Below are 13,628 nucleotides of genomic sequence, written 5' to 3' on the forward strand. Positions count from 1 at the left end.
TGAGACTAAGCAACCTGACCTGTTTCCTTCGTATAATATTGCCAAATAATCATTGATATCAGCTTTTTTCATTGCCGACATTTGTCAGAAAATCCCGCATTCTTCGCCGCAGATTTGTATCAGGAAGATAGGGCGACTATCAATAACGCAAGTTTATTTCCTTTCGCTAAGAGCATTCATTTAGGCGCGATAAAGCTAATTTCGACTAGTACTAGGTTTCCTGTCAACATGGGAAAGTACATAATAAATATCACCCCGATTGGTTTTTTCAAGGGCAATGCCGACTGAAATCCTCTTTTTGCCAACTTCCCATGTGCAAGATTCAGACAGCATCCCGTTTAACATTTTTTCCTGGGCAGGATAACCCCGATCTTTTTTTGGCTCCCCATAGGTGTTGGTGAAATACCCCTTGATCAGATCCATCCTTTCAAATAGCCTGTTATCAAATTTTTGGTTATCAAAAGTCGCTTTATCGATCATGTATACCTTGCTTAGCCCTCCGGTTTTATCAAAATAAGCGCTAACGATGTATTTATTGCCGTCCAGGTCAACCAGGGAATCCGGGAACAGCAGATTAAAAGCTTTTTCTGATATCCCGAACTGGGCCTTGCCGATGGCGATGTTTTCTGTCGCCTTGATCAGACTGTCTGTCAATACTTTATTTCCATGGTTATTTGATCGCAAACAAGAAGACAAACCTGCTAGCATGCAGATCAGTACCAGTATAAAAATGGGTCTGTTTTTCATTTGCCTAAAGATATGATGCAAGAATAAACATTTCACCATTCCCGCCATTCTTCGGTGATGTCCTCATCCATCGTATTATAGCCTTTGCGGCTAGCGGCCAGAATGATGATTTCCGCTATCTGTTCACGTTCGCTTGTTTCAATCAGGTTTCCCTCCGTTTTGCCGTTTAACGCATTCAGCTTGATTACTGTCGTTTTGACTATTTCCATGCCCTGTTCTTTGGTTTTGGAAACATTTATAGCTGAGAGGTAATCTTTGAGTATCTTTTCACAGCTATCGATATCATCCATCTTATATGGAGGCTCCGCGCTTTTTATATAGGAGATCATTGATTCCTTTAACCCGCTGAGCATCTTATCAACGTTCTTTTCTGCGGACTTTGCAGCAGCTTTTGGGGAGGTTTGGGTACTGTCCATGGATGTTGGTCTTTCTTGCTTCTGGGTGTTTTTTTTGTGCTGCTGCGCGCAGGCTGGTAAGGCTAAAGCTGAACCGATCAGCAGATAGAAAAAGTAATGTAGAGGGGGGGGGGTTCATATGCGAAGATAACCATTTACTAAAGATTAGAAATGCTGGATTTTTATATGTTAAATGGCATATAGTTCTATAAATTAAGATATTTTAACATGTTGAATTGCCTATAGTCTTATTGATTTATTGCCCAAGATCTTTTAGCACATTGAATCGCCGAGAGCCTTATTCGTTTATGAATGAGGAATGTTGAAGGGGTTGTTTGTTTTAATCGTTTTGGGCGTGCCCCTAAAGGGTCGCGTCTTCCACTATATCTTTTGTTCCAAAAGGATGCCGCTGCACCCGCTCACGCGATGTTGATAAGGCCTATAATTAAATCACATGATAATTTTGATATGCCCGGTATTCAGCAAGGTCTTTCCCTCCACACATTTACGCAATATCGGCTCCGCATAAGAATTAATCCGCGTTTGAATCCGTATTTTGAAAAGCAGCGAAAGTTTTTTATCCTGAATAATTACCGAGAACTAAGTTGGTACGCTTATTTTTTAGCATTTTGGAGGCCGCCGGGATGACTTGCTAGTCTGCAAGGGTAACTGTTGATAAATTTCAGTAAATAGATAGCTGTTTTGTAATCCGGTTATTTTTCGCAATTTTGATCTATTCTGAGTGCCGTTATCATTTACCCGGTAAATTTAGAGTCAACCCCTTACCAACTTTTTACCCTCATTTCCACAACTTGCAGATCATTATTTTTGAGATTTTTAATACACGGGAGCTCGCTTACCTGATTTGGGGCACTGTCGTTTTTTGTGTTTTTTTATTTGTAAAAAGTTTGAGAAAGGACTTTTTACCAGTACTTAAATCCCTGGTGGACCGGCATTTCCTCCGCGTTTATTTTTTTACCATCCTATACATTTCACTTTGCTGTTTTACCATTTCCCGTATCGGTCTGTGGGATTCTGGCATGATCAAGGATACAATAGTCTGGGGTATTTTTGCTGCACTTCCAATGATGTACAACATTATGCAGGCCAAAAATCTGAAGCGGTATTTCGGATCAACGCTCAAAGACCTTTTTCAGATTACCATTGTGCTGGAATTTGTACTTGGGCTTTATACTTTCAGCCTTTGGGCCGAACTTTTGATTGTGCCGGTCACCCTGATGCTTGGTACACTGATCGCTTTTAGCGGACAGGACGAGAAAAACCACAAAGTAACCAAACTATTCAAGTGGATCAGTGCTGCTTCGGGCCTATTTTTGATCGCCGAGGTGATCGGGCATATTATCGGGCATTTTACCGAATATTGGCGTATCAGTTATTTCAAACAGTTTCTTTTGCCGCTAACCCTCGCTGTGATGTTCGTGCCCTTTTTGTATCTGTTAGTCTGTTTTGCCCGTTTCGAGGAAACATTTGCTGTTTTGAAGATCCGGATAAAATCACCTAAACTTTTACGGTACACCAAAAGAATACTTTTTTTCGGATTTTTCAATAACATCGAAGGGCTTAACCGTTGGAGGCAGCACGTATTTCGGGGGAAATATCAGGACAGGCCCGCTATCCGGCAATCTGTCCGGGAAATCAAAGAGGCCCAGAAAAGAGAGAAGAATCCAGCCCTCGTTCCTATTGAGGATGGATGGTCACCTTACCTTGCGAAGGATTTTCTGGAGGGGGAAGGAATGGCGATGGCATTTTATTCCGACCTTGGGGGAGGGGAATGGGGAGTGATTTCTACCGCAAAGCGCATTGGTGGCTCAGGTTGGGGGACCAGTTCGACCTATAGTGTTTTTGGGACTAAACTTGTAGCTACCTCACTGAAACTGAGGTTGGAGGTTACAGATGAATCCGCTGTGGGAGATGCTGAGGTACTATTTGCGAGCTTGGCGGAAATCTTATATTTCAGAGTTTTTGGGCGGGACCTATCGGTGGATATTTATTCTAATCTTATCCTTCACGAAGCATCTGAATTTCAGGAGGGTTTTGCCAAGGTGATCATTGGCATTTCCCATTATGGCAACCATTTAAACGGGTATAGCCTGAAATTTACGATTGAACATGTTAAGCACGTGGAGTTGTATTAGGCAGAAGCGGGCCGGGCATTAATCATTGTGTAATAGTTCTTTATTTTTTGTTGCTCTGCTTTTTTCTGTTCCAGTCTGCTTCTGGATTTTTTCTTAGTCCTTACCGTTTTGCTGCCCTAGATTTCCGGAAGCGGGTGCCTGGTTATATTCAAAGTTTCCTGGAACTGCGGGCTCTTTTGGGATAATGTTTATATCGGGTTGTATTTCGTTAGCAATGATGTGACTGTCAAGTGGCGTCGGGTGTTGGTTTTATATTTTTTTCGGGACTCATCGTATTGGTTTTATGTCTTAAAGCTAAGGATTAAATAGATAGAATATTGTGGTGAGTATCAGAACGGATGTTTTTATTGAGCTTTCCAAGAATTCAGACTTCCGCTGGAAAATGGCACCCAGAAAGCTAATTAGTTGTTTTACGCATCAGATCAACATCAAAATACTTAGTCATTACCTGAGTCTTCGGCCATCGGGTTTCTGGTAGAAGACATCGTAAAACTTTGTTGTATCTGCCTTTGCTTCAATCCCAAAATAAGTTTTGTTCAATTTTTTAACCACCCTAGAGATATCTGATTTATTGTTGCCATATTTCATCAGAAATGATTGCAAATCGCTAAGGTTAATATTAGTCGATTCCATTCCAGCGGCTTTTACAATATCTGGAATCGTAATGCCCAAATCTTTCAGATCCTTTAGGTAAGCTTCCCAGCCCAAAAAAGATGCCCTCATGATATAAGAGATGTAATAATTGAATTTATCTGCGTGAAGAAAAATTTCCTGTCCATATCTAGAACTGAACACCTGGTGAAAACAATTTGTCCCTTTACCTGAGACGATAATCTCTTCAATCAGTTCAAGATGCCCAACAGGCGTTAAAGTCCTGTCCAAGTTCTTCAATAAAAAAACGTAATCATCATCGACACTTATCCCTTTTGCGTTCACGACTTCACTGAATATGCTATTCCTAGAGGACTGAAAATATTCGTACGCAAAAATGGATATATCTCGTCGAGTAAATCTACCACTATCAACTATTTCTTCAAAAGATGATTTCAATGCATCTGCAAATCTATCCGACTTGGAAAGAGTTAAAAGATTGTCAAATAAAATTTTCCGATAAGCTGTTTCAGCGTGTGAGCCACCAATGGTTACCAGACATAAATGAATACCATTTTCAATAAGTCTTCGCACCATTTTTGGGGTAATATTGCGAATGAATCTTAAATCCGCATTGGTAGGATTTTATGCGCTGTTAAAGGCTACAAGTGATACGCCTACACTGGAAAAGAAGTTCCAGGGCTTCTTAAAGGAAAATAGCTGGATATTTTCAACGCTCTTTGCCCAGCCGGTAATCCTCCATCAGGATGAAGCTTATGTAGGCGGAAAGAATTACAAAAACAAGAATGGCAAGTACAGTGATTTTTTGATCAAGAATGGCCTGAGCGATAATGTTTCATTTGTTGAGATCAAGACCCATTTGACCGAACTGGTGGATAAAAAGCCCTACAGGGGTGATGATGTGTTTGCGCTTTCCAAGGAGCTTATGGGCTGCATTTCCCAAGTGCTCAACCAGCGTGACCACTTTCAAAAGGAGTTTTATGCCCACGCTTACAAAACAAAAGATGTAGAAACATTTAATTCAAAAGCCCTGATCATTATTGGCAGGCTGTCGGCACTTTCTGATAAGCAGCTACATGCTTTTGAGATGTTCAGGAACAATTGCAAGGATGTGGAGATCATTACTTTTGATGAACTGTATAGGAAAATCGAAAGTTTGCTCAAGATCATGACGGGCAAGGTTTAGGTCGCTGCGCTGTTAGCTGCACTCAGGTAAGAGTAAGACTGCCGATTGCAGGCCACCTCCAGGCACATCCATTAAACTTTTGATTAATGTCAAAAATTAAAAAAAAAATAAGGTCAATAAGCCTTTTACGAATAATATATTTGAAAATCTAAAAATCTAAAATCCCGAAGCGCTCCACTCCAAGGATTTTCAGGAAAACTTATAATGGCCACAACGTGGCTCCTGGATATCTTTTGTAGTAGCTGCCCGGTAAATCCAAGTAGATGGGAAAAGCAGTAAAAGTAACTAAGAAAACAGATGACAACAGCGAAGAGATTGCTGTGGTGACGACAATGGCCGATCCCAGATTGGTCAAGTTAATTGTCAAGAACTTTAGGTGTATCGGATCCGAAGCTGTTCAGATTGATCTGGATGACATTGTGGTACTCGTAGGTCCAAACAATGCAGGTAAAAGTTCGCTGCTCCGTGCTTATGAACTGGTGATGTCTGAGGGGTCGAAAGCCGCCGATATCAAGTTAGAAGATTTTCCAAACAACAAGATCGATCCGGATAATCTGCCAGAAATTGAACTTCATACCATTGTATATGAAGCGGGTATTGGGGAGATGTGGGTGGACAAAAATGAGAAAGGTGAGCTCTTGGTACGGGAGCGCTGGACCTGGCGTGGTACTGGAAAGCCTGATAGAAGGGGCTGGGATGTCCATAAAAAGGAATGGCATGCTACAAAAGCCCCATTTGGACCACCCAATATTGCCAATTCGCGTAGGCCAGAACCACACAAGGTCGATGCTTTCAGTAAACCCGAGGATCAGGCAGATGCCATTAAAAAGTTATTGCTTGCCGCGATCCAGGAAAAGGTTAATCTGATGCGTACCGCAGAGGAAAAAAATCAATATCATGCTATGGTAGATAGTATTCTCAATGTTCAGCTGGACATTATTACCCAGACCAGGGGCCAAATTGATACTGCAAATAAAGAATTAACAAACCTCATTGGTATGGTGTTCCCAAATTACCATGTGAACTTCGATGCGCAGCCAGAAAGTAATCCAGCAGCGGATATTTTTAAATGGAATTCGGAACTACTGATGGGGCCGGTTGACGGTTTTATGAGCACAGTAGACCGTCAGGGAAGTGGGGCAAGGCGGACGCTTTTATGGACGGCACTTAAATATATTTCAGAAACCAATCGCATTGATAAAGGCAATGAGGTACAACTCAGGCCGCATATCCTTTTGATAGATGAACCTGAAATCTGTTTACATCCAAATGCCATAAGGGAGGCTTGTAAAGTTCTTTATGACCTTCCCTCAAGCGGACGTTGGCAAGTCATGGTCACTACACATTCCCCGATATTTATAGATTTTTCGCGCAATAACACCACTATCGTGAGGGTAGAACGGAATAATAAGGGAGATGTAGAGGGAACGACAATTTTTCGCCCTGATAAGGTTAAACTGGATGGCGATGATAAGGTTAATCTAAAATTGCTTAATATCTGTGACCCCTATGTGGCCGAATTTCTCTTCGGTGGTAAAGTGATTGTGGTAGAAGGGGATACCGAATATACCGCTTTTAACTATGTCCGTTCGGTATATCCAGAGGAATACCGGGATGTGCATATCATCAGGGCGCGGGGAAAAGCAACCATTGTATCTCTGGTCAAGATCTTGAACCATTTCGGTGCAAGTTATTCCGTGCTGCATGACAGTGATACGCCGATGACCAAAAAGGGGGATAAAAAGAATCCGGCCTGGGGAAACAATCCGAATATATTAGAATCCGTAAATGCAAGGCCTGATGGAGTTCGCGTGCGTTTACTGGCTTCACTTCCAAACTTTGAAGAGGCTTATTTTGATATGGAAGTCTCTAAGGAAAAACCATATAACGCGATTAGCACCTTGAAGGATGATCCGGCTAAGCTAGCAACGGTAAAAACACTGCTGGATGCATTGCTTGACCATAGTAATCCGTTGCCGGGTAGGTGTAGTGAGTGGAAGGATTTATCCGAACTTGAAGCTCAATTAAATACAATATTGGCATAAGATTGATGAATATATTATTTATTGGGCAAGTTGCGATTGCTTTGAATAGCAATCTTCCAAAAACATAACAAATGGCTGAAAAAACAAGACTTATTGAAATCTCAGATAATGAAAACGAATTAGGGGTGTTATTAACTGAGAATATCTCGGAGACGGCATTCGAACTTGCTATCCCTTCTTTTGAAGAATCATGGGAAATACAGTTCAGGTTTCTTGAAGATATAGAGGAGATGCCCGGCGTAACGAAGTACTCATTGATAGGCTCTAAGGGAAAGATAATTATGGAGAAAAAAATGCGGGGACAGACGAACCAGATATTGGTGTCTGAAAATCATCCTACATTGGCTTCAAGAGTTCTTTTACACACAGAAATCAGCCGAGGAAGGGGATTATCTATTTATATGCAAGCTTTGAGAGCCACCGGTGAAATTGCGATACGGATCAGCAACGGGCAGGACAGGGAAAAAATTGCCCAGTTTTATCATCCATATACTAACAGTTCTGTATATGTATCTGGCGTAAAGCATGATCAGAATGGGCCTATTATGGGGGAAGTTAACCTTTCCAATATTGGCGATATGGATAAGGATATTCTGTCCTTTAAGGTAGGTAATATAGTCTTCCGTTGCGGTGATATGTTTAATATTCACCCCATGAAGTATTGCAATTTAGTGCTGCTTCCGGCTGCAAGTAATGGTAATGTAAATTACCATATTGCAAATAGGGCAGCAGAACTTGGGATCCCTCCAGCCTCAAAGAAACCTGCCGGGATAATTTCAACATTTAAGCTTAATAATCAAACTGATATTATCGCAGGTTATGCCTATTCAGTTAAAGAGGATAATTCCTCTGTGGAGATAATTGACGCGATCTGCAACCGACTATTGGAATTGATAGATGACGATAGGAGCATTCTGGGAGTTAATATCCCATTATTTGGGACTGGGGCAGGCAAGCTTGCTCCTGTTAAAGTGGCGGTTATTTATGATGCAGTGCTAAATCAGGAGACATTGGAGATACCGATTATTGTGAGTATCGGCAGTGAGGAGTATTTCAGCTCAGTCAAAAGACACTTTTCCGGGCGATACGTGCCAGTTTCACTGGATAAAAAAGAGGAAAAACCGACGTTAATCCTTCAGCTTGAAAAGGATTTGGGCCAGTCCATAAATCCATCTGATTTTGAAATAAATACTGGTGGGCAGATAATAGGTTTAAACCTAAGCAACAATACTATTTCTGACGGTACGCTGCTTGCCCCCTTTGAACACCTGATTTCACTAAACCTGAATGGGCAGTCCGTGAAGGATTTCAGTTTCTTGGGTAAAAGAAAGGATCTTGCAGCATTGTATCTTGCAGATACAGGATTCGTCGATTTATCTTTTCTCAAGACAATGCATGCGCTGACCAGCCTTGATTTAAGTGGAAACGAACATCGAAATTTTGAAGCACTCAGCGGGCTGAAGAAATTAAGGTACCTGCACCTCGCTGGAAACAGGATAACAGGTACCGGTTTTTTGGCTCAGCTAAAAAAGCTGGAATATCTGGACCTTAGTGGAAATGAGATCTCAGATATCAGTGGGCTTTCTGGTTTGAAGAACCTCGCCACCCTAAACCTGGGTAAAAATAGGATAAGGAACATTGCCGGCCTTGGAGTAATGACGAAACTTCACAGCCTGAATTTTAGTGATAACCGGATTAGCGATGCCAGTGTGGTAGCGAAACTGAAGAACTTACGCTTCCTGCGTGCAGACAACAACCCATTTGTTAAACTCTATGACCTCAGCCTGGATGAAAGCGACAGCCATCATTTCACATTGAAAAATTATCTTTCCATGCAGGCTGAAGCTGATCTGGGGGATTTGGAGCTTCCGGCCAAAGTGATTTTGTTGGGTAACCACGCCAGCGGAAAATCTTCACTCTTGTCTTATCTGATCGATGGTGAGTTTAATGAGGAGGTTGACAGTACACACATCATCCGGATAGAAAAACTGTATAAGCAAGATCAAAGTATGCCTGAAGCGATTTTTTTCGACTTTGGGGGGCAGGATTTTTATCATGGCATTTATAAAACCTTTCTTACCGGAGGAGCGGTCTATCTTGTTTTATGGAATCCCAGATTTAACATCAATAGAAGACGGGCCGATATCAAAGGTCGAGATAATCAGGATTTCAGCCTCAGCTACTGGTTTGGTCAGAAGAATTACCTGGAGAATGAAATCTTTGACGGGGAAACCGATCCTGTATTACTTATACAGAGTCACAGGGACGAATCTAAAATCCAGAACCATAACTGCCTGTTTTCATCTGATATGGTACTAGGTGAATTTCACCTGACACTGAAGAACAATGTTGGCGAAGTAAACGATCTTGGGTTAAGATACCTGGAAAGTTCTATTCTGGAGCTGGTTTCTGAGTCGAAGGTGAAAAAGAAAGTGCCACAGTGGTATATTGATTTTATCAACTTTATCCTAGATAAGGGTAAATACAGTGACTTTAGAAGCTTTGATGTAGAAAGGGATATCCTCCCGATGTACAAAAGAGATATTGGTAATAGGCTGGAATACCTTCGTGATGATCTCCATCAACTCCATTCACAGGGGTTAGTGTTGTACTATAAAAAGGCATTGCCAGATAAGGTTTGGCTTAATCCCATGGCATTGGTAACCTATATACATGAGTTCATTTTAGATAAGGGAACGTTGGAACGCCATGGGGTTATTGCCTGGGAAAATTTGGATGATGCTGCCTATCTGGAAATTACCGATCTGCTTATCTTGCAAAAAATCGTATTTCATGATGAACATCAGGGAAGGTTCATTGTACCTAACTTTCTGCCACTTGCAGGGCAGGATGCTGATAATTTTGATCTTTTTTCTTTTGGGCTGGATAAACCCATCTTTGTCTTGAAATTCGAAGATTTCCTGCCTTTCGGAATGATAAATGACATCATACATTTCTTTGGTAAAAACCATAGGCCGAATAAATTCTGGAGGAATCAGGGACTATTTAAGTTTGAGGATAAGGCCAAGGTAATGTTTAAGCTGGATTTTGAGCAGCTTGAAATAGCAGTATATTGCGGTTTTAAAAACCGGGAGGCAGAAAAAGAACGTCAGGAGATTGTATCCTATCTCTTTTACGCGGTAGTGAGCCTATACTGGAATATGGAACCCTTTGATTACTCTCAGTTTGGCCTTTACAAACGGAAGGTACTAATGTTAGGGAATTATGTTCCAGGTGACGAGCTTTACACCAAGATTTATAACGCAGATAGGTTATATAATGTGGAGGAGTGCCGTCCCGATGATATGCTGATATCGGTTGATGGAAGAAAGTTTGCTTCATATAGAGAAATTTGCTCGCGAAATGCCGGTACAATGATCAAGGTCTGTTTGGCCGATGAGGACGGGAAACTGAATGGAGAAACGGTGATTGTTCCGATATACCCTTTCCAGCCATTTACGCCTAATGATCTGAAAAGAAAGAAAAAGGTGGTGGTTTCATATTCCAAATATGATTTAGCGTTGGTGAACAGGTTCTTGAGTCACATCACCCCGCTGGTTGACGATGAGATTATCGAAAAACCTTGGTTATGCGCGGAACTTATAGCTGCATCGGAATGGGACGAGGAAATCACCAGGCGTTTTGCGCAGGCGGATATTATATTTTTCATGATTAGCGACCATCTTATGCAGGTGGATTATGTAAAGGAATTCGAAATCAGGAATGCGATAGACCGCTATAACAAGGATGGATCACCTAAAATTATCCCCATTATTCTCTCTCCTTATCTTTGGCAGAGGAATGGACATTATAATCTTGGAAAATTTTCGGCATTGCCTTTCAAGGCTGTTGCGGTTACCAGTTTTCCCGATCAGAATGATGCATGGAAGTTCATCGTACAGGCCGTGAAGCTTATGATACTTGAAAATGTGCAGCCGACGGAAGAAGGGATGCGGATGAATGATGAAATGCGCAAGATTTGCGAACGGATTATGGAATGTAACAAGATTCATTACCAGAAAGAATAATTAAATGAAAAGTAGATAAATATGTTTAGTTTCTCGATAGGTGAAGATGGTTCTGCTTTATCGTTGGTAACTCTCTTATGTTTTGGAAGTATCTTGCAATATACCCTAGAATAGCGGTAGCCAACTAATTTATTTCTACCGATACCATAAGTTAAGTTTATTTAGAGTATTGTACATCAATTCATTACATGAATAGTTTTAAGCACATTATAGTTTAATGGAAATCATCATAAACAAAGGAAGAAATATTTCACGACACGCTGAATTAACTTTTTGGCAAAGGTTGGCAAAGTCTATATTATGGATAACCATTTAGCTGCCTTTTATTGCTGGACTAAAGCGCTTGATCCAATGAACGAATATGCCTTGTTGCATATAGATAGGCACCATGATCTGGGGGTTGGAGTGGTGAAGCCAGCTTTTCATCAATATAAAAACATTGATTTTAAGTCTCTGTGTATCGATGAAATGATAAGTTTAAAGAGTGGTGAATTCCAGGTACTGATGTGGGATAATTTTATTGAGTTATATAAAACATTTAATCCCCTAACAATCTCCGGGATGGAATTTTTTTGTGACCAACGGTTACCAAATTATTACCAGCATTGTAAAGCTGAACCACTGGAATCCTGGGTTAAACGGGAATTAGACCTAAGGGAGGAAGTTGATCTAGTTACCCCTACTGGAGAACTTAAAATACTCGATCTAGATATTGATGTTTTATTTAAAAAGATTTCTGAAAATAAATATAAAGAGCTGTTGGCTGAGGATGAACTTAAGGAATTCGCCAGAAGACTGAAAAGCTTGATTGATGGTGCAGTTGTTGTGACAATCGCATTAAGCCCGGAGTGTTGTGGTGGTTGGGATAACGCGATTTCAATGTTCAATAGACTGAATGCTTACCTTGGGATTGAGTGCGGTGTGCTTGATATTCAACCAGGGACAAGGTTAGCGAAGTAAATGTTGCACCAGTATAAATGATAAGAAAATTGAAGAATTTACCAATAAGGGACAGGAACAGTGAGCTGGAGAAGCTATCTGAAATGCATTTTACCAATTGCCTGCCGGTATCATGGGTCGTAAATGTCCTTAGGGTAGATTACGGTACAGATTTGAATTGTGAAATAACCATTGACAGGCAGGTGACCGGAAAGAATTTTTCGGTACAACTTAAAGGGAAGGAGCGGGCTAAAAATAATTTAGCGGTTGAGGTGGTTTTAAAACGTTCAACGATCAACCGCTGGTTCAATAAACTTGAACCAACAATGCTGGTAGTCTACCTTGCGGATGAAAAAGAAGCCTACTGGCGGTGGTTTGAACATGATGCTGTTGATCTGACAAGTAAGAATGAAACTTTTACGGTGAAAGTATCCAGGACAAATAAGCTGAGCGATACTGACTGGGATAGTGTATCGGATTATGTATCGGGGATTTTTAGCAGGAAACACTTATTATATGCCTTGCCGGAAACATCCGTAGAGAGTAAAACGGCCTGGGAGTTATTTTTTAAACAAGAGTATTTGCAGGCGCTCCCGGAACTTCAGGCGCTGTTAAAACAAAATTCTGATGATGCAAGTATATTGGAAGCAATAGCTGTATGTGAGTATCAGTTGCATAACTATCAGAAAGCGCTTGTGTATATCAATAAAGCACTGGCGATAACACAAAATGACAGCCTGTATAGTAATAAGGCAGCTATTATAACAGAACAAGGATTTTTGACGAATGATGATGGTAAAATCTATGAAGCGATTGAGCTCTATAACAAGGTAGTGCATTCTGCTGTGACCTATCATAACATTGGTTCAGCTTTTACTAAGCTCGGCGGCTATCGGGAAGCCATAGCCTATTTTGAAAAATCGATAGCACTTAATCCCAATAATGCTGAGGTATGGAATAACCTGGGGAATGCGTACCTGAATTTGAATATGCACAATAAAGAAATGGACTGCTATGACCGGGCGTTGGCCATTAATCCGGAACTGCCGGAAGCACTGTTCAGTAAAGGGTCGACTCTTTTCCGGTATTTTGGTAAGCTGGAAAAGGGGCTTAAGCTGATGTTAAGGGCATCTTCCCTGACCGATAGGTATGAGCTGGATAACCCGTATGTTTTCTTCTGGATAGCTGAAGCTTATCTAGCTAAGGGAGATCCTACCAAAGCGCTGGAATGGAATGGAAAGGGCCTCCTTCATTTTTCAGCAGATAACTACCTTATGGATCAAAAGCAGCGGATAGGTTAAATGTTGTTGCAATCATAATTACTGTTGAATTTATTAATTATCAAATCAGTCTCCTATGGGGAGTGACGAGCTGTTGTTGGAATACCAGTTAATTATCGGGAAGCAGGTTGCTGAACTGGCTGAAACAGTGGCTTGCCAATAACGCTCCCCTGTTAAATGAGAAAAAGGCGAGGAGCCGGCCTGCATTCTACTGGGTTCAGAGCGGTGCTTATGGCATTT

Annotated in this window: 9 protein-coding genes; 6 read left to right on the forward strand and 3 right to left on the reverse strand. The window is 41.1% G+C overall.

Features of this window, described 5'->3' with window-relative positions:
- Positions 1 to 195: 195 nt before the first annotated feature.
- Complete coding sequence (locus AC04QZ_RS00255; RefSeq protein ID WP_478356063.1) at positions 196 to 747, reverse strand: hypothetical protein; 552 nt, start codon at positions 745 to 747, stop codon at positions 196 to 198.
- 32 nt (positions 748 to 779) lie between these two features.
- Positions 780 to 1,163, reverse strand: coding sequence for a hypothetical protein (locus tag AC04QZ_RS00260; protein WP_478356064.1), 384 nt, complete (start codon positions 1,161 to 1,163; stop codon positions 780 to 782).
- Between the two features lie 791 nt (positions 1,164 to 1,954).
- Here AC04QZ_RS00260 and AC04QZ_RS00265 point away from each other — a divergent pair.
- Positions 1,955 to 3,298 carry a hypothetical protein gene (locus tag AC04QZ_RS00265; RefSeq protein WP_478356065.1) on the forward strand — a complete coding sequence of 448 codons (1,344 nt, stop codon included), beginning with the start codon at positions 1,955 to 1,957 and terminating at the stop codon, positions 3,296 to 3,298.
- 444 nt (positions 3,299 to 3,742) lie between these two features.
- Here AC04QZ_RS00265 and AC04QZ_RS00270 read toward each other — a convergent pair whose 3' ends face one another.
- A complete protein-coding gene (locus AC04QZ_RS00270) occupies positions 3,743 to 4,486 on the reverse strand; it encodes a hypothetical protein (RefSeq protein WP_478356066.1) in 744 nt (247 codons plus the stop codon).
- A gap of 19 nt (positions 4,487 to 4,505) precedes the next feature.
- Between AC04QZ_RS00270 and AC04QZ_RS00275 the strand changes: the two genes are divergently transcribed.
- The 5 genes from AC04QZ_RS00275 (at position 4,506) to AC04QZ_RS00295 (ending at position 13,409) form a co-directional block, all read left to right on the forward strand.
- Positions 4,506 to 5,096, forward strand: coding sequence for a Shedu immune nuclease family protein (locus AC04QZ_RS00275; protein WP_478356067.1), 591 nt, complete (start codon positions 4,506 to 4,508; stop codon positions 5,094 to 5,096).
- A gap of 263 nt (positions 5,097 to 5,359) precedes the next feature.
- On the forward strand, positions 5,360 to 7,141 hold the full coding sequence (locus AC04QZ_RS00280; protein WP_478356069.1) for an ATP-dependent nuclease: 1,782 nt from the start codon (positions 5,360 to 5,362) through the stop codon (positions 7,139 to 7,141).
- A gap of 71 nt (positions 7,142 to 7,212) precedes the next feature.
- Positions 7,213 to 11,169: a leucine-rich repeat domain-containing protein gene (locus tag AC04QZ_RS00285; protein WP_478356070.1), complete on the forward strand. Its 3,957-nt coding sequence runs from the start codon at positions 7,213 to 7,215 to the stop codon at positions 11,167 to 11,169.
- A gap of 300 nt (positions 11,170 to 11,469) precedes the next feature.
- The gene (locus AC04QZ_RS00290) at positions 11,470 to 12,129 is read left to right on the forward strand and encodes a hypothetical protein (RefSeq protein ID WP_478356071.1); all 660 of its coding nucleotides are present in this window, start codon (positions 11,470 to 11,472) and stop codon (positions 12,127 to 12,129) included.
- 29 nt (positions 12,130 to 12,158) lie between these two features.
- The gene (locus AC04QZ_RS00295) at positions 12,159 to 13,409 is read left to right on the forward strand and encodes a tetratricopeptide repeat protein (protein WP_478356072.1); all 1,251 of its coding nucleotides are present in this window, start codon (positions 12,159 to 12,161) and stop codon (positions 13,407 to 13,409) included.
- Positions 13,410 to 13,628 lie beyond the last annotated feature (219 nt).

This window comes from Pedobacter folensis (genome assembly GCF_056490665.1).

Bases quoted from the DNA above. Each gene is read 5' to 3' on its own strand.
- AC04QZ_RS00280 (WP_478356069.1), top strand. From the start codon at position 5,360: ATGGGAAAAGCAGTAAAAGTAACTAAGAAAACAGATGACAACAGCGAA.
- AC04QZ_RS00275 (WP_478356067.1), top strand. From the start codon at position 4,506: ATGAATCTTAAATCCGCATTGGTAGGATTTTATGCGCTGTTAAAGGCT.
- AC04QZ_RS00290 (WP_478356071.1), top strand. From the start codon at position 11,470: ATGGATAACCATTTAGCTGCCTTTTATTGCTGGACTAAAGCGCTTGAT.
- AC04QZ_RS00255 (WP_478356063.1), bottom strand. From the start codon at position 747: ATGAAAAACAGACCCATTTTTATACTGGTACTGATCTGCATGCTAGCA.
- AC04QZ_RS00270 (WP_478356066.1), bottom strand. From the start codon at position 4,486: ATGGTGCGAAGACTTATTGAAAATGGTATTCATTTATGTCTGGTAACC.
- AC04QZ_RS00260 (WP_478356064.1), bottom strand. From the start codon at position 1,163: ATGGACAGTACCCAAACCTCCCCAAAAGCTGCTGCAAAGTCCGCAGAA.
- AC04QZ_RS00285 (WP_478356070.1), top strand. From the start codon at position 7,213: ATGGCTGAAAAAACAAGACTTATTGAAATCTCAGATAATGAAAACGAA.